Below are 14,003 nucleotides of genomic sequence, written 5' to 3' on the forward strand. Positions count from 1 at the left end.
GCCCGTGAGGCCTTCAGACTCGAAATCCCGTGCGTGGCAGCGCCATTGGCAGGACAGGTACCTGAATCGGACGTGACCGCGGTCACCGGATTCGCCACATCAATCGTTTAGGTAATTAGCTGGCCGCCCCGCCGTGACGGCTGAGCTACGGATTTCGCCCAGGTGCGGCGCCCTGACCGGCGGCGAATCAGCACACCCCAGCGTAAGCGGGCTTATTGTCTCCGGCCGCGAGTTTGCGCAAGATCTGACGCAATTCTTAGACAGGGTGACCGGAACCATGGCCACCCCTCGTCGGCACTCGTGTCCCGCCGCAAGCCATGGTCCCGGCTACACCCGCGGCCCGCAGGCCGTGCGTCTCTGTGTGTCCGGTCGTCGACCACCACTCTGGGCGGCGGTGTCAAGCTGCGCACGAGTAGTTGACTACCTGTCCGCCCGGTCTCCCGGTATCGAAATTCTGGCGCCTCGGCCCGCGGTAGCCTGGCAAAGAGATCAGCGGGAGTTGGCAGGCCAGAAATCGGGATCAGTCCGATCGAGCTCTCCGACATCAGTTGGCAGTGGCGCGACGGTGGACGCTCCATCGCGGCATTGACGTGGACGGCTTTCGGCGAAGCAACCGGCTCCGGCAATGACGTGCTGGCCGCCATCCGGAACTGTGCCGATCCGGCGGAAGCAGCAACTACCTCCGTTTCCTGGCGGCTCATCACCCTGGCCGGCAAAGTCACCCGGTTCGGCGCCAACACCGTCGAACTCGACGGTTCCACGGCAGCGGCCATCCTCGAGTTGCCGCCGCGCTGATGCGGCCGTCGATCAGCGAGCTGCGCGGCTGGAACCTTGACGCACTCGCCCGTGCGGCGACGACGGCCCGCGACAACGCTCGCGTCATCGACGAGGAACTCGACAAAGCCGAGCGTGTGATAGCCAGCTCCCGAACTGGTTCGGCCAGACCCACGATGCGGCGACGGCACGCATCGACCAGGAGGTCGACCACGGCCGCGAGTTGCCCAATGTCTTCAACGAGATCGCCGACAACGCCGAGGACGCCGTCCGCGACCTGGGCAATGTCCGCTCATTCGTCCTGGGAAAAGTCGATGAGGCGGTGTCGGCCGGATTCACCGTGTCCGATGCCGGGTGGCGTCACCCACCCGGACGCCGAGCGGGCTGACGACGCCGCCGACTACCAGCAGTCCATCGGGTCCGGGTTGGACGAGATCGACCGGTTGGACACCACGTTCGGTCTGGCGTTGCGCACCACCGCCAAGGATCTGACGACCATGGTGGTTGGCCAGCAGGACGTGACGCTGCCCTCGAGCGAACGGATCGATCCCGACGCGCTGGTGGACCGGCTGAGCGCCATGAGTCCCGACGAGCGCGCCGCCCTGCTGGCCACCCTCGATCCGGAGACGTTGCACGCCTTGGTGATCGCCGACCCCGAACGGCTGGGAAACCTGAACGGGGTGCCGTTCGACGTCCGCGTTGCCGCCAATGAGATCAACGTCCGCAACGCACTCACCGACGAACTGCAGAAGATCCCGCCCGATCAAGCCCGGGTGGACCAGTTGAACGCGATGCTCGGCACCATCGATGACCCCCTCACCCCGGTGTCGGAGACCATCGACCGCCAGTTCGTGATGTTCTCCACCGACGGCAACGGCCGCATGATCGAGATGATCGGCACCATCGCCCCTGGCATCAACGGCGTCGGTGTGGTGGGCACCAACACCAAAAGCATTGGCTAGAACCACAATTCGGCCCTGGCCCTGGCCCGTCAGAGCAACTCGCCGATCTTCCTGCACCTGGACGGTGAAAAACCACCACCACAACGGGTTTGGGTTCTGCGCTGGCAATCGTGCGGCCTGACCGGGTGATCGCGGTGGATGCGAACCCCGACCGCGGGACACTCGCCGAGCGGGTGCGTGACACCTCGACAGCCTCAACCGTCCGGGACCTGTTGCGTGATACCAACATCCGTCGCTACGCCGACGTCCACCAGCACATCCGGATGGCCGGCAGCCGCCTGGAAGTGCTTGCCAGCGTGGCGGATCCCGCCCTGGCAGAGACCTTCGGCGAAACCGACTACCGGCGCACCATCGACATCTTGCGGCACTACTACAACATCATCCTGACCGACTGCGGCACCGGCATCATGCACTCCGCCATGTCCGGTGTGCTGGACCTCGCGCATTCTGTGGTGCTGGTCAGTTCGCTGGCCATGGACGCCGCCCGCAGCGCGTCAGCCACGCTGGATTGGCTTACCCAGCATGCCATTCGGGTCTGGTGCGGGATGAACACGTGGTGTTGAGCGCCTCGCCGCCCGGGTCGCATCAATGCGGTTGGAGAAGGTGTTCGAGCATCTCTAGGCGCGCTGCCGCTCCATTCACCTGATTCCCTTCGACGAGCACCTGGCCGAAGGAGCCCACATCGACTGGAACCGCTTGAAGCCGCCGACCACTCAGGCCTATCTGGAACTGGCGGGCGCCGTGGCCGAGAAGTTCTCGTTGCTGCGCGGGCCTCGCGACGGCCAGGTTTAGCTGCCCGGACCGCATTTCGTCGCACCACCGATCCCATGTCGGGGGAGGATGCGCTGGCACAGCGCGGCGGATGGTTGCGGCAGTTCCTGGTCTACGCGTCGGCGGTGGCCGCCGGCTTCGCGGTGGCAGCGGGCCAGGGGATGTTCCGCTTCTACAGCTGGATGACCTACTTTCCGGACACCACACAACTCCCCGCACTGATCGCGGCCTGGTTGATGTCCAGTGTTGCCGCCGGTGCGCTGCTGTTCGCCGGTCCGGGTGCGCGGATCTCAGGCGCCGGCCGGTGGCGGTCAACCTGGCATCGGAGCCGTGATCGGTGTTGCCACCGTCGCAGCGACCGTAGCCACGGTCACCTACCTCGGGGATAACGACCGTCGGGTGGACGCCAGCACAGCGCAGGGCATCCCTGCCGCTGACCAACAACCACCACCGGCCCGCCAGCCCGGCTGGCCAGACCCACCCGCACCATGAACCCGCGGGCTCAGCTGCTCTGCTCCAGAGCCCGGGCCCGAATCAACGCGGCTTCGGTGCCGAGCTCGTCTCGAGCTGCCGCACTTTCGACGTAGGTCTGCAGATAGCGCAGCAGCGCGTCGGGGTCGATGTCGAACTTTCGGCAGTCCAGTTCGATCATCGGGACCGGCGGGAGGCGGTCGATGCGCCAGATCCGCGTGATCTGGCGGCGCGTCCACTCAGCGTTGGTGTAGCCGATGACGAGTATCACCGGATAGCCGTTGTGGCCCGGGTTGATTCCGGCCACCGCCGACCAGTCCAACCGCGACTCGAAGCTCCAGCCCCGCTGCGAGATTCCCGCACCCGACAGCGCCACGGCACCACGACGCAGCCGTCCGGTGGCAGCTGCGATACCGAACGACGCCAGGAACACGCCGGCACCACCCAGCAACACTGACAGTCCCGGAAAGCCACTCGAATCGGAGCGCAAATAGGCCTCCGCTGCACCAAGCAGGCACAAAAGCGCCAGGCAAGTCATCAACGCCACAAGTATCCCGAATTGTGTCGCCGAGTAGCGAACTTCTGTTGCCCGGACGCCCGCCGCGTCAACTGTCCGCACAGCCGAGGACAAGCCGTGTCGGTGGCGTCGCATCGTCACACCCAGCGCCGCTACCAGAGCCATAGCCACCGCGAAAAGGACGCAGTACTTGGGTGCCACCGTGTTCCCAGAGACGGCAAGCACTGCACCGGACAGCAACGCTGCCAATGCAATTGCGCCCGTCAGCGCGATCGAGGCCAGATCGCGGGCACCGAACCCGGTGCTGGCCCAACCTTCGGGTGTATTCGAATACTCAGAAGATGGCATCCCGCGCTTCTTTGGCTAGATCTCCGATGGCTTCTCCGGTGTCGGCTACGGCATCGACACCGTCACTCATGACATCACCGATGCTTCCGATGCCTTTCTGGTAGAGGGAATCCACCGCGCCGGAGGCGAAGATCCCGACAATGGCTCCGCCGACCGCCCCCACGGCGGCCGATGCGTCGTCGCGGACATGGGACATGTCGCGCTGAGCGCGCTGAATCTCGGGGCGAACGTGTCGATGGCGCCAGCGCAGTCCACAACCGCCGTTTCCAGACCATCGGCCTGTGTGGCTCCGCTTGCCATCCGCGCCGTGAATGCCTCATATGCCTCACCTTCCCAGCCACCGCCCGCGGTGTTCCGCGCGCTGGTGATTTGATCCACCGTCGCGGAGATACCGCCGGCTAAGGTGCCGCGCAGCCCGTCTGCCGACCCCCGGATGTTCTCGGGGCTGCCTTCGACCCTGGTGTCTATCGGCACGTGCTCACTCCGTCCACGCGGTAGCGCTCTGAGAGTCAGCAGCAGGGTCATCGAGGTTTCGGTAGTTGGTGTTCGCCGTGCCGACCGCATCGCCGGCGGCCTTCACCGCGACGACGAGTTGGCCGGCGTTGTCCACCATTCGTGCCAGACTTTCCAGGATTGCGGGCGTGCCGACCCCGCCGTCGACGGAGGCCGGAGCCGAGGCTCCGGTTTCATCCAGACTGGCGCCCACATCGAACAACCCTCGGGCGATCTTTTCAAGTGCATCGTGGTCGACGTGAAGTGTCATCGTGGTCCTCGCCGGAGGTCGTCGGGGATGGCTACACCCAGCATCAGCAGCTCGAACGGGCGCTTGAGCTGCAATTGGTCGAGGACGTCCAGGCTTGGTGCTCTCCGCAGCAATGCCGTAGCTGGTCGAGGTTCGAGTAGGCCAACAGCGCCGTCCTGCCGTCTTGGACCCGGCGCATGTCCACCCGTGCGGCGTGCGGATCGTCGACCTTCTCCGCGCACGGAAGGTAGACGACGGGTGGAAAGTCGTTGCCTTCGTCTACGTCTCGGGGTGAGGCGTTTCGGCCTACGTGATCCTTCTCAGCCTGGCGCACCGCCGCCCATTCAGCGAGGACTTCCGGAGGCGGGCTGGTGGCCCATCCGTGCACTTCGTGCCACTCGTCGCGCATGTCGTCCGCGGTCTGATAACCGGGTTGCCATGAGGGGGCCGTCGGCGGCCTTCCCTCACTACCGTTGACGGGGTGGTGGAACTCCATCCGCGCCCACCTCCCTGCACGCGTGCACACTTCTGCCATCGGACAGTAGCAGCGACTGCAGCAAAGCCTGTCTTGCGCGATGCACATGCGCGGCTGCGTATCCTCAGGAAGCGTGGCCCAGGAGATTCCGGTTGGCGACCGCCACCTGATCGAGGACGCGCTGAACCGGCTGCGCGCCGGGGCACCACCGGCGTGGACGGCGCTGCACGCCGAGTTCGGGCCGGCCGTCCCGCACGGCTGGGCCGTCACGGCAGCGTCGGAACCCATTGCCGTCAACGCCGACGTAGCGGGCCTGATGGCCGAGCATTTTCGACGTGCCACGGCCGCCGGCGCGCCATATTCGCGGATCATCCTGGACTGCCGCGCCGACGGCACACTGCTGGTTCGCGCCGAGCCACCCGCGACCAATCCCGACGGGGGAGGTAAACGCCACGCGGTGCGACTGATCTTGGCCGGGGTTACGTTGGCCTGCCTGGCGGTCAGTGGTGTGCTGTTCGTCAAGGATTGGCGGTGGTCGCCGTTACCGGAGGCCGATCTCGTCACCGTGCCTGCGACACCGCCCCGCCAGGCTGAGGCACTAAAACTGGTCACGCGATGGCATGAGGCTGAACGTCGGGGTGACATCGCGGCGATGCGCACACTGGTCTGTGCCCGGCCCGGCAACGGGCTGTCGAGGTGGATGAGGCATCTCGACGGCGGCGGCGAGCAGGAAAGGCTGGCGTTTCCAGAGGGAATCGTGGATTTCTCTGACACAGCCTCGGGCTACCGGGCTCGAGTGGTCTACGCGGCCCGCCCTCTCAACGAGGAGTGGTCGCGCGCGGTGGACGATGTTCAGGGGACCGGCGGGTTGTTCATCGAGGACATGACACTCACGGACGAGAACGGACTGAAGCTCTGCGACATCGAAGTTGAGGTGCGACCGCGATGAAGCAGATACGGCTGTGGCCGTGGGCTATTGGTGTAGTTGCGGCGAGTCTGATTCTGACTCTGGCCGTGATCGGTGGACACGACGGCGCTACCCTGAAAGCCATGTCGGCCAGCGAGTCGATGAACGACGAGCAAGCCCGAGCCACCGCCGAAAACACTGTGCGCGTGTGGGTCCGCGAACGCAACGCTCTACACCTGGCGAACGTCAATGCCCTGTCATGTGCTGACACCGACAACGGTGCGTTGTACCGAGAAATCGAGAAGGTCGCTGCCGGACAACAGACGGGCGCGCTTGAAAGAATCGTCGGGACCGGAACATTCACCCGGAACGGATCAGACTGGAGGCTGGTCACCATGTTCGGCGACGGCGCCGCACAGTTCCAGATGCGGGTTGTCGACGGCGAATTAAGAGTGTGCCAGATCGACTCCGTTCCGGTGCCATGAGTGAACCTTCGCCGCCGTTGGGTGGTTACCACTGGATCGACCCACCCCCGGCACCTCCACCCCGCAAACGCCGCCGGCTGTTGCTGTTCATCGCGGTGCCCGTGGTGATCGCGGTCGCGGTCTCCCTGGTCTGGTGGCCCTGGGGATCCGATCGCAGAACGGCAGCCATCGACGCCCCCATCGGCACCCCCGCCGATATGCTGATCCCCTACTCCCTTGCCCGCCAACCCATTCCCACCTGGCACACCACCCCCACCCAACTCGGCCTCCCCCCAGACCGAAGAGTCGGAGAATTGATCGCCAGCATCGCAGACCGCGCCTACTTCCTGTCCACGTCCGAAAACGAAGCCCTGCTCACCGGGGTGAACCTCACCACCGGCGCACCCCTGTACCCCCCGGTCAACATCCCCGCCTTCACCCTCATCGGTCGCTGTTTCCTCAACGGACCCACCACCGCACTGTGCATCTCCGAACCCTTCGAACCCGCCGACGCCCTCAACCATCTCTGGATCATCGACCTCACCACCGGCACCATCACCTTCGACGGCCCCACTGAACTCGAACCCGGAGGCGGTCGCACCCCCGGCCGTCCCGTCCTGCAAGCCGTCGGAAACTACCGCGACGACACCCGCCTGGTCGCCACAGTCGAGGACCAAGGTGTTCACGGCGTCGGCGAACGCGGCCAACTGACCTGGTTCGTCCCCGGCAGCGGCATCCTGCACATCCCCGACTATCTCGGCGTTTCCGACGCACCGCCGCAGTACCTGGTGACGCAAAGCCCGCCACCCAACGATTTCAGCGCCCCGTCACCGGTGTTCTCCGTGCTCGACGGCACCATCCTGACCCCCACCCCACCCGAAGGCCTCACCCTCGACCAAGCCGTCGTCTACAACGGCGGATTCGCCTACCAATTCGAACAACCCGCAGAAAACGCCGGCATCCTCTTCTACGACACCGACGGCACCCTGCTCAACCGCGTCCAACCCGACGACTCCATGCTCCTGGCCCTCGACAGCGCCGACATGCCCGTCATGTACCACCTCGCCAGCAACCAATGGCAGGTCTACACCGCCGCCGGAGAACTCCTGCTCTCCATCCCCGCCACGGCACCCACCACCGACTTCCGCACCATCGGCAACCACATCTACGCCCGCGTCGCCGGCTTCGTCCACGAAGCCGACTGGCAACAATGGAACCTCGACACCGGCCAACCCGGCCCCACCTGCCGAATACAACTCGACAACATGGGATACGTCGCCTCCGACGGCACCATCGCCATCACTGACAGCTTCGCAAATACCACCGGTGCCGGATTTGTCTACGCCGCAACTGATCTCAACACCTGCCAGTCAGCTTGGACCACTCCTGAGCAACGCGACCTGAAAATCTGGAAAGTCAACAACAACAGCCTTATTCAAGTCACCGACCCAGAGATCACCTTGCTGGGACCCGGCTAGAACCCGCGCCGGAGGTACCGCACTGCAGAGGCGTCGTCGGAAATCAGCTGATCAATCCGTTGGTGCAGGGCAGCGCGCGTCGTCGGGAGTGCCCGCATCGAAAGCCGGCTGCCGGGGCTGGCCGACGAGCTCGCCGGCGCTGGTCGCCTTGCGGGCACCGCCGGACGCCTAGACAACCTTCCCCAGCTACCCGAGCCCGGCGAGCTACCCAAGCCACCCGAAGCTACGAACTGGTCGAGTGGCAACCGGGAGACCCTCGGAACGGCAAGTGGGATATGGGCCATGTCGCATGGCCAGGAGTACCGTACTTTGCGCGAGCAGTACTTGAGCGGGGACATCAGCGTGGAGGATTTCCTCTCCGAGTATCGAGAACCCGACAATTACCGGGCGCAAGACCCTGGCCGAAATCGATCACACGTGGACGAAGGGCCGTGAGGCCACACCGAAAGGAGTCCGCTGATGTCCAGCCCCATCATTTTGGCCAAACGTGCTTCCTACGAAGAGTTCCTGAAGAGTTACGACCCTGCCATGGCCGCCACGTGCCGCTCCGCGGGACAGACCCTGCTCTTCAGTTCGGTGGCCAACAGGGATATCGATGCCCGAGTCGCCATCACCACCCGGTTGCTCGACGACGGGGCCGACCCAACGGTGGTGGCCAAGGGCCTCAATGTCCTTCACGTGTTGTTCGGACGCCCGGGTCACGATGCAGAACAAGAGGCCCCAATGCTGCGACGCCTCATTGAGGGTGGTGCTGATGTCAATCTGGTGTCGAAGCGCTACGGCCCGCCTCTGGTCGGTTTGATCGAACACGGGCCGACACCGGAGAGTGCCCGTGTGCCGTTTTACAACGTCCTCTTCGAACGCCCCGGCCTCGACTTGTCCGCTCCGTACGGTCAAGGTACGTTGCGGGACTTCATCTTCAACTCGGCATACCACCTGCCCCTACTCCGTAAGCGGGTCGAGGATTACGAGAAGGCCGCCTGATGCAATCCATCGAGTTCAACCCCAAAGCGGGCGCATGTCTGGCGACCGCCAACGTCATGCAGCGCCGCGGCTTGGTCCGCTGGATGTGGCGTAGACCGTCGCAGGGCCCGGCAGACAATGGCTGGAGGATCATGAGCCATATCGACACCAGCGAATACTTGAACACGCCAGGCAATTGGCAGATGGTGTCCTACAACGAGGTCTGCGCCATCGAACCTGCGTTGATCGGAATATGGGACTTCCCAGTTGGATCGGATCTGCAGATCGTCAGGGATGACAGGGGCATTCGGGTCGTCGACACCCCTACCGGGCGCGAGATCCCCCGCGAGAACCTTTATGTGCCGCCGCAGGACCGTGCATGAGGGTCTACACGGGTGCCATCTGTCAACCCTGAATACGCACGGCCCGCATGGGCAGCGGATGCGTCGCTGCGCACCATCTGGGTCGCCGCCGACGAGCCACCGGAATGGATCTCTGGCCGCGTCGACGCGTTGTTGACCACTTTGCAGTCCTCGTTCGGTATCGGCGGTTGATCGACGTCGAAGGGCCAGCAGTGGAAAGGTTCGCCAGATGCGTTGACCGACATCGTCAGGAGCCATGTCACCATCGGGACGGTCGGTGACCCCGAGCTCGAAAGTGGTTATGTCTCCACGGTTTCGGGGTCGAGTTCGCAACTGGGTCTGCGTGTACAGGTTTCTGCGGGTTCACAATCCGCCGGCCGGCGAATTCCCGTGCACAACCTAGGGATCGACCTGCGTGAGCTCGTCGACGGCGCCGTCACCAGCGCGGTGCGAGACACGATCTGTGCCCATGTTGCCGGCACTTTCGCACCGGCTATGCTCACGCTGTCCGACGCGGCAGTGAACCGCCTGGCTCGGCGGGGCGGCTGGAAGATCGGGGTCGGTTACCGCACTTGGATCAGCAACGAAGTGGGGTCTGTCGACCACGCCGCCGACGGGTTGACCTTCACCTCTGTCGCGGGTGGGAACATGCTCTCCACGCCCGATGACTGTTCTGCCGAACAGGTCGTGGCCGCGATGACCGAGACCCTCACACGCAACAGTCTGGACGAGATTCCGCACTAGGTGCAGGCCCGTAACCTGTCACAACATGCGGAGGAGGTATCGATGGCCAGCGTGAGTTTCGCCGCAGGGTCTGCTACTTACGAGCAGTTTCTCGAGGCACGCCACCCTGTCGATGCTGTCAGCTTCCGCAAGTCCGGTGGCCGCACGCTATTGTTCGATTCCGTTGCCAACAAAGCCATTTCCGCTCGTATCGCCATCACCCACCGCCTGCTGGACGATGGCGCTGACCCCTCGGTCGAATCCGCTGGGATCAACGTCCTACATGTTCTCTTCGGACGACGCGGCCATGATGCACAGCGGGAAGCCCCCATGGTGCAGCGCCTACTGGACGGCGGCGCCGACATCAATCTGGTGTCACCGAGATTCGGCCCGCCGCTGATCGGACTGGCGAAGAACGGCCCACGACCAGAGACTGCGCGAGTCCCCCTCTACGACTTGATCTTTGACCGCCCCGACCTTGACCTGTCACTTCCTTCGGGGACGGCAGGGAAGTCGTTGCGGGAGTTTGTGCTCGCGCATTCGGGGATGCCGCTGCTGCATGAGAAGATCCAACAGTTCGACAGGCGCCGCCGATCACCGGAACGAGAGCACTGTAATGGGCTTTGAAGAACTCAGTGCCGACCAGCTGATTCACTGGCTGAGCAGCTGGATCGGAAAGGTCTCCGGAACAGCGGGCTTCACGGCACAGGGCTCGGCCGAGCAGACGGGCTCTCTCACCGTGTCCGTGCATGGCGATCTCCAGCGGGTACATCTGAAACCGTCGGCCGCAGGGATCCGGCCCGAACTACTGAGCCGCGCGATCGAACAGGGTTACGTCGAGACCTATCGGGAGGCGCTGCGCCAGGTCGGGCTGATCTTCGACCGGGTGGAAAGTCACGCCGCGGGATCCGGAGTTGGTGGCACGTATCAGGCGAGTTCGTGGTGAGCACGAAGACCGTGAGGGGTTGCGCCGGATGCTGCGGCACCGGGAGACGGTCGCCGAGGAGGCGGACTGGGATCCCGTCGCCGATCCTCTGCGGCGGCAGGTGTAACCGCGCGTCACCGAGGGCTGGCTGCTGCGCTGGGCCCAGAACGACTCTTCAACGGCCTCTGGCGTCAGCCTGATCCGGTGGTGGCCGATACTGGTGTCGCGACACGCACCTCGAGGAGGCCGACAGTGACACAGCATGACGGTTTCGTGCCAAGGCAGCCGGACCACGGACGGCAACCAGCACCCCCGCGTGCCGGAGATCCCCGCCTGGCGCCACCACCGTTTCCCGGCCCCCAGGCGCCACCTCCGCCACCTGGCTGGTCCCCCCAGCCGGCCCCTGTGCCCAGGTCAGCCAAGCCGCGCCCCGACGCGGGCTGGCGTCTCGCGCTGTACCGACTCACCTTCGGACTGGTCAATCCTGGTCCGACGGCGGCGCAACGGCGCCAGGCCGAGCTAGCCGCCGTGGTCCGCGCACCACTGCGCGGCCGCCTCAAGATCGGTGTGCTCGGCAAGGGGGGTGTCGGCAAGACGTCCGTGGCGGCCAGTGTGGGCTCGATCTTCGCCGAGCAGAGACCGTCGGACCGCGTGGTTGCCCTCGACGCCGACACCGCCTTCGGGCGGTTGGCCAGTCGCATCGATCCGACGGTGCAGGGGTCCTACTGGGAGCTGGCCAACGACAGGAACCTGCAGTCGTTCGCCGACCTGCAACGCCGGTTGGGACACAATCCCACCGGGTTGTACGTGCTGGCCGGTGAGCACCCGACAACCCGACGCCGGGTGCTCGATCCAGCCGTCTACCGAGAGACCGCCCACCGGCTCGATCGGCACTTCACCATCTCGGTGATCGACTGCGGCTCCACCATGGACGCTCCTGTCACCCAGGAGGCACTGCGCGACCTCGACGCCCTGATCGTGGTGTCCTCGCCGTGGGCAGACGGGGCCGCGGCCGCCGCGCAGACCATGGAGTGGCTGGCCAACCACGGCCGCACCGAACTGCTGCGCCGAACCGTGGTGGTGCTCAACGACTCCGACGGTCATTCCGACAAGAGAACCCGCGCGTCGCTGGCCTACCAGTTCACCAGCCGCGGACAGGTGGTGGTCGAGGTGCCGTTCGACCCGCATCTGCGGCCCGGCGGCGTCATCGACGTCACCGGTGAGATGTCGCCGATGGTGAAGCTGCGGTTCATGGAGATAGCCGCGGCCATCGCCCGGCACTTCGCGCGTTAGCTATTGCTCCGGCATGGATTTTGGCGGTTGATACCCGTTCGGCCATCGGGTATCTGGGTCGTACGACACTCCGTTGACGCTGGTATCGACCAGATCGGCATGCGATAGATTTGCACCGTGCAGCTTCGCCCAATCCAGACTTGCGTTGGACAGGTCGGCAAACGTTAGAGATGCGTACTTGAGATTTACGTTGTACAAGCGCGCCCGATTCAACTTGGCGAAGTCGAAAAGCATACCGTCTGGGATGGCGCAGCCTATGAACTGCGCGTCTTGCAATTGCGACCCACTGAACGAAATTACATTGTTCAGGCTGCCTTGAAATTCGACAGCCCTGAGATCCGCATACTTGAGAAGTGCGAAATCGCCGGGCTCGCTGCCGAATTCGGGAACTACATCTTGGCATATCAGTGAGACGATCAACGCACGAATAGGGCCATCCGAACCAGCATCTGCGCGTGTACCGTCAGCCGTGTACGTCGGATTGGGACTGGTGACGTAGGCCGCCAGAACACTGAGACACACCTTGGCCTCTTCGGAAATTCCAAGCTCGCGCCAGTCTTTGACCAACGCAGCCATCGCGTAGGCTCCGGACCGCCGAATGGCGGGTCGGTCGTGGGCAAGCTGCTCAGTCGCTTCTGCGAATCGTGACCGAAGATCCTTGATGTCGTCGCGCCGCCGTTGGTCGGTCCACCGGGTTTGTTCGTCTTGGCGTTGAGCTTCCCAACGATCTTGGTCATTCTTCGTCTGGGTCACCCAGCGTTGGTGATCGAGTTCTCGCTGTGTCCGAAGCTCCCCTAGCTGGGTGTGGCTGTTGTGGAGGGCAATTGCTGCGGCGGTGACTGCGGCAAGCGCGGCCAGAACAGTCGCGTATGGCTGGCCAGCACCGCGCCAGAACCCCTCCCACTTCCAGACCCAAGACGCGATGGCAAGCCCCGCCAACGACAAGAGACCGACTACCACCGCCCACGCTGCCACCTTCATCAGCGGCGGGTTTGGCCTGTCAGGTATGTCGTCACTCGTCGGCTCTGGAAGCACGCTGCTCAACCTAGATCGCGATTTGTGCAAACGCCCATAATGTGAGCGCGCGTTAGAGATCGATCGGGACGTGCTTTTCGGCGCAGGCATCACGCATCGCCGCGACGATGTCCGGGGTTCGGATGGTCTCGAGATCCTCGACGGTGACCGACCCGCGGTCCGTCCGGTGCTGTGCAGCCACGCGTGAATCCCGCAGTCGTTCAGCACGTTCCACCACATTGCGGGAGAATCGCCCGTTCTGCATGACGTCGATGCCGTGGGCGCCGTCCGGGGCCCGGTAGGCACGCAGAATCCGGCACCCGGCGTTGAAGGCTTCCTGGGCCGCCGGCTCGATGACGGTGGCGCGAGGCCGTCCGTAGCGCAGCGCGATCTCCACCAACTCGTCCGGGTTGTAGGACTCGAACCTCAGCTTGCGGTTGAACCGGCCCGCCAGACCCGGGTTCACCGTGAGGAACTCGTCGACCTCCTTCTCGTAACCCGCACCGATGAAACAGAAGTCGAAACGGTGCACTTCCAGGGCTACCAGAAGCTGGTTGACGGCCTCCATCCCGATCATGTCGGGTCTGCCGTCGTGGTGTCGCTCCACCAGTGAGTAGAACTCGTGCTTCATCCGGACGGAGAACCGGGTGATGGCAGCTTTCAGTCTGCGGTTGTAGAACAGGTGACCCGAATTCTGGTCGCGATTTGAAAGGTTCAGTGGCACGCCCGGTGTCCCTTCACCGCTCTATCTGTAATACGCCGCACTTTGTCACCATAACGGCGCCGCTGACTGCTCGACGACACCAAACTCGAG

At 64.4% G+C, this 14,003-nt stretch carries 18 protein-coding genes and 4 pseudogenes; 15 read left to right on the plus strand and 7 right to left on the minus strand.

The features are described 5' to 3' along the window. Window positions 1-585 precede the first annotated feature (585 nt). The 4 genes and pseudogenes from BVC93_RS11375 (at window position 586) to BVC93_RS11390 (ending at window position 2,896) form a co-directional block, all read left to right on the plus strand. On the plus strand, window positions 586-795 hold the full coding sequence (locus BVC93_RS11375) for a hypothetical protein (protein WP_083737257.1): 210 nt from the start codon (window positions 586-588) through the stop codon (window positions 793-795). Further along, window positions 795-1,811: pseudogene (locus BVC93_RS34610) on the plus strand (alpha/beta hydrolase); the annotation flags it as partial. The gene BVC93_RS11375 and the pseudogene BVC93_RS34610, both read left to right, overlap by 1 nt. Continuing rightward, window positions 1,805-2,528: pseudogene (locus BVC93_RS11385) on the plus strand (MinD/ParA family ATP-binding protein); the annotation flags it as partial. The pseudogenes BVC93_RS34610 and BVC93_RS11385, both read left to right, overlap by 7 nt. A 35-nt stretch (window positions 2,529-2,563) precedes the next feature. Then, window positions 2,564-2,896: a hypothetical protein gene (locus BVC93_RS11390; protein ID WP_083737259.1), complete on the plus strand. Its 333-nt coding sequence runs from the start codon at window positions 2,564-2,566 to the stop codon at window positions 2,894-2,896. Window positions 2,897-3,009: 113 nt separating this feature from the next. Here BVC93_RS11390 and BVC93_RS33050 read toward each other — a convergent pair whose 3' ends face one another. From BVC93_RS33050 to BVC93_RS33750, 4 genes are all read right to left on the minus strand, one after another. Next, the gene (locus BVC93_RS33050) at window positions 3,010-3,843 is read right to left on the minus strand and encodes a hypothetical protein (RefSeq protein WP_157516865.1); all 834 of its coding nucleotides are present in this window, start codon (window positions 3,841-3,843) and stop codon (window positions 3,010-3,012) included. Then, a complete protein-coding gene (locus tag BVC93_RS11400; RefSeq protein ID WP_083737261.1) occupies window positions 3,830-4,039 on the minus strand; it encodes a hypothetical protein in 210 nt (69 codons plus the stop codon). The genes BVC93_RS33050 and BVC93_RS11400 overlap by 14 nt, the downstream gene beginning before the upstream one ends. A gap of 282 nt (window positions 4,040-4,321) precedes the next feature. Further along, entirely contained in the window at window positions 4,322-4,606 is a 285-nt protein-coding gene (locus BVC93_RS11405; protein ID WP_083737262.1) for a hypothetical protein, read from the minus strand. Between the two features lie 43 nt (window positions 4,607-4,649). After that, window positions 4,650-5,081, minus strand: coding sequence for an SAV_915 family protein (locus BVC93_RS33750; protein WP_197687538.1), 432 nt, complete (start codon window positions 5,079-5,081; stop codon window positions 4,650-4,652). Between the two features lie 112 nt (window positions 5,082-5,193). Here BVC93_RS33750 and BVC93_RS11415 point away from each other — a divergent pair, with 112 nt between their 5' ends. The 11 genes from BVC93_RS11415 to BVC93_RS11460 all read left to right on the plus strand — a co-directional run bounded on the left by BVC93_RS11415 (window position 5,194) and on the right by BVC93_RS11460 (window position 12,175). After that, window positions 5,194-6,009, plus strand: coding sequence for a hypothetical protein (locus tag BVC93_RS11415; RefSeq protein WP_083737263.1), 816 nt, complete (start codon window positions 5,194-5,196; stop codon window positions 6,007-6,009). Then, window positions 6,006-6,452 carry a hypothetical protein gene (locus BVC93_RS11420; protein WP_083737264.1) on the plus strand — a complete coding sequence of 149 codons (447 nt, stop codon included), beginning with the start codon at window positions 6,006-6,008 and terminating at the stop codon, window positions 6,450-6,452. The genes BVC93_RS11415 and BVC93_RS11420 overlap by 4 nt, the downstream gene beginning before the upstream one ends. After that, window positions 6,449-7,909 carry a hypothetical protein gene (locus tag BVC93_RS11425; RefSeq protein ID WP_083737265.1) on the plus strand — a complete coding sequence of 487 codons (1,461 nt, stop codon included), beginning with the start codon at window positions 6,449-6,451 and terminating at the stop codon, window positions 7,907-7,909. Before BVC93_RS11420 ends, BVC93_RS11425 begins: the two co-directional genes overlap by 4 nt. Window positions 7,910-8,191: 282 nt before the next feature. Continuing rightward, window positions 8,192-8,344, plus strand: coding sequence for a GH-E family nuclease (locus BVC93_RS34735; protein WP_083737266.1), 153 nt, complete (start codon window positions 8,192-8,194; stop codon window positions 8,342-8,344). 24 nt (window positions 8,345-8,368) lie between these two features. Further along, on the plus strand, window positions 8,369-8,893 hold the full coding sequence (locus tag BVC93_RS11435) for a hypothetical protein (RefSeq protein WP_083737267.1): 525 nt from the start codon (window positions 8,369-8,371) through the stop codon (window positions 8,891-8,893). Continuing rightward, the gene (locus BVC93_RS11440; RefSeq protein ID WP_083737269.1) at window positions 8,893-9,255 is read left to right on the plus strand and encodes a DUF2185 domain-containing protein; all 363 of its coding nucleotides are present in this window, start codon (window positions 8,893-8,895) and stop codon (window positions 9,253-9,255) included. The genes BVC93_RS11435 and BVC93_RS11440 overlap by 1 nt, the downstream gene beginning before the upstream one ends. Window positions 9,256-9,267: 12 nt before the next feature. After that, window positions 9,268-9,426, plus strand: a complete 159-nt coding sequence (locus tag BVC93_RS33055; protein WP_157516866.1) for a hypothetical protein — start codon at window positions 9,268-9,270, stop codon at window positions 9,424-9,426. Window positions 9,427-9,468: 42 nt separating this feature from the next. Next, window positions 9,469-9,978: a hypothetical protein gene (locus tag BVC93_RS11445; RefSeq protein WP_236950325.1), complete on the plus strand. Its 510-nt coding sequence runs from the start codon at window positions 9,469-9,471 to the stop codon at window positions 9,976-9,978. A 42-nt stretch (window positions 9,979-10,020) separates the two neighbouring features. Beyond that, window positions 10,021-10,584 (plus strand): hypothetical protein, encoded by a 564-nt coding sequence (locus tag BVC93_RS11450; RefSeq protein ID WP_157516867.1) that lies wholly within the window; start codon window positions 10,021-10,023, stop codon window positions 10,582-10,584. Then, the gene (locus BVC93_RS11455; RefSeq protein ID WP_083737273.1) at window positions 10,574-10,903 is read left to right on the plus strand and encodes a hypothetical protein; all 330 of its coding nucleotides are present in this window, start codon (window positions 10,574-10,576) and stop codon (window positions 10,901-10,903) included. The genes BVC93_RS11450 and BVC93_RS11455 overlap by 11 nt, the downstream gene beginning before the upstream one ends. 231 nt (window positions 10,904-11,134) lie before the next feature. After that, window positions 11,135-12,175, plus strand: coding sequence for a MinD/ParA family ATP-binding protein (locus BVC93_RS11460; RefSeq protein WP_236950326.1), 1,041 nt, complete (start codon window positions 11,135-11,137; stop codon window positions 12,173-12,175). Here BVC93_RS11460 and BVC93_RS11465 read toward each other — a convergent pair whose 3' ends face one another. From BVC93_RS11465 to BVC93_RS33560, 3 genes and pseudogenes are all read right to left on the minus strand, one after another. Further along, window positions 12,176-13,210: a pentapeptide repeat-containing protein gene (locus BVC93_RS11465; protein WP_192860265.1), complete on the minus strand. Its 1,035-nt coding sequence runs from the start codon at window positions 13,208-13,210 to the stop codon at window positions 12,176-12,178. A 52-nt stretch (window positions 13,211-13,262) separates the two neighbouring features. Next, a pseudogene (locus BVC93_RS11470) lies at window positions 13,263-13,811 on the minus strand (type VII secretion AAA-ATPase EccA); the annotation flags it as partial. Beyond that, window positions 13,809-13,913: pseudogene (locus tag BVC93_RS33560) on the minus strand (hypothetical protein); the annotation flags it as partial. The pseudogenes BVC93_RS33560 and BVC93_RS11470, both read right to left, overlap by 3 nt. Between the last annotated feature and the right edge of the window lie 90 nt (window positions 13,914-14,003).

This window comes from Mycobacterium sp. MS1601, from assembly GCF_001984215.1.
Taxonomy (GTDB): domain Bacteria; phylum Actinomycetota; class Actinomycetes; order Mycobacteriales; family Mycobacteriaceae; genus Mycobacterium.

What these genes read in the sequence shown, in the direction of transcription:
- BVC93_RS11390 (WP_083737259.1), top strand. Translation starts at nt 2,564, where the DNA reads ATGTCGGGGGAGGATGCGCTGGCACAGCGCGGCGGATGGTTGCGGCAG.
- BVC93_RS33050 (WP_157516865.1), bottom strand. Translation starts at nt 3,843, where the DNA reads ATGCCATCTTCTGAGTATTCGAATACACCCGAAGGTTGGGCCAGCACC.
- BVC93_RS11400 (WP_083737261.1), bottom strand. Translation starts at nt 4,039, where the DNA reads ATGTCCCATGTCCGCGACGACGCATCGGCCGCCGTGGGGGCGGTCGGC.
- BVC93_RS11405 (WP_083737262.1), bottom strand. Translation starts at nt 4,606, where the DNA reads ATGACACTTCACGTCGACCACGATGCACTTGAAAAGATCGCCCGAGGG.
- BVC93_RS33750 (WP_197687538.1), bottom strand. Translation starts at nt 5,081, where the DNA reads ATGGAGTTCCACCACCCCGTCAACGGTAGTGAGGGAAGGCCGCCGACG.
- BVC93_RS11420 (WP_083737264.1), top strand. Translation starts at nt 6,006, where the DNA reads ATGAAGCAGATACGGCTGTGGCCGTGGGCTATTGGTGTAGTTGCGGCG.
- BVC93_RS11425 (WP_083737265.1), top strand. Translation starts at nt 6,449, where the DNA reads ATGAGTGAACCTTCGCCGCCGTTGGGTGGTTACCACTGGATCGACCCA.
- BVC93_RS34735 (WP_083737266.1), top strand. Translation starts at nt 8,192, where the DNA reads ATGTCGCATGGCCAGGAGTACCGTACTTTGCGCGAGCAGTACTTGAGC.
- BVC93_RS11435 (WP_083737267.1), top strand. Translation starts at nt 8,369, where the DNA reads ATGTCCAGCCCCATCATTTTGGCCAAACGTGCTTCCTACGAAGAGTTC.
- BVC93_RS11440 (WP_083737269.1), top strand. Translation starts at nt 8,893, where the DNA reads ATGCAATCCATCGAGTTCAACCCCAAAGCGGGCGCATGTCTGGCGACC.
- BVC93_RS11450 (WP_157516867.1), top strand. Translation starts at nt 10,021, where the DNA reads ATGGCCAGCGTGAGTTTCGCCGCAGGGTCTGCTACTTACGAGCAGTTT.
- BVC93_RS11455 (WP_083737273.1), top strand. Translation starts at nt 10,574, where the DNA reads ATGGGCTTTGAAGAACTCAGTGCCGACCAGCTGATTCACTGGCTGAGC.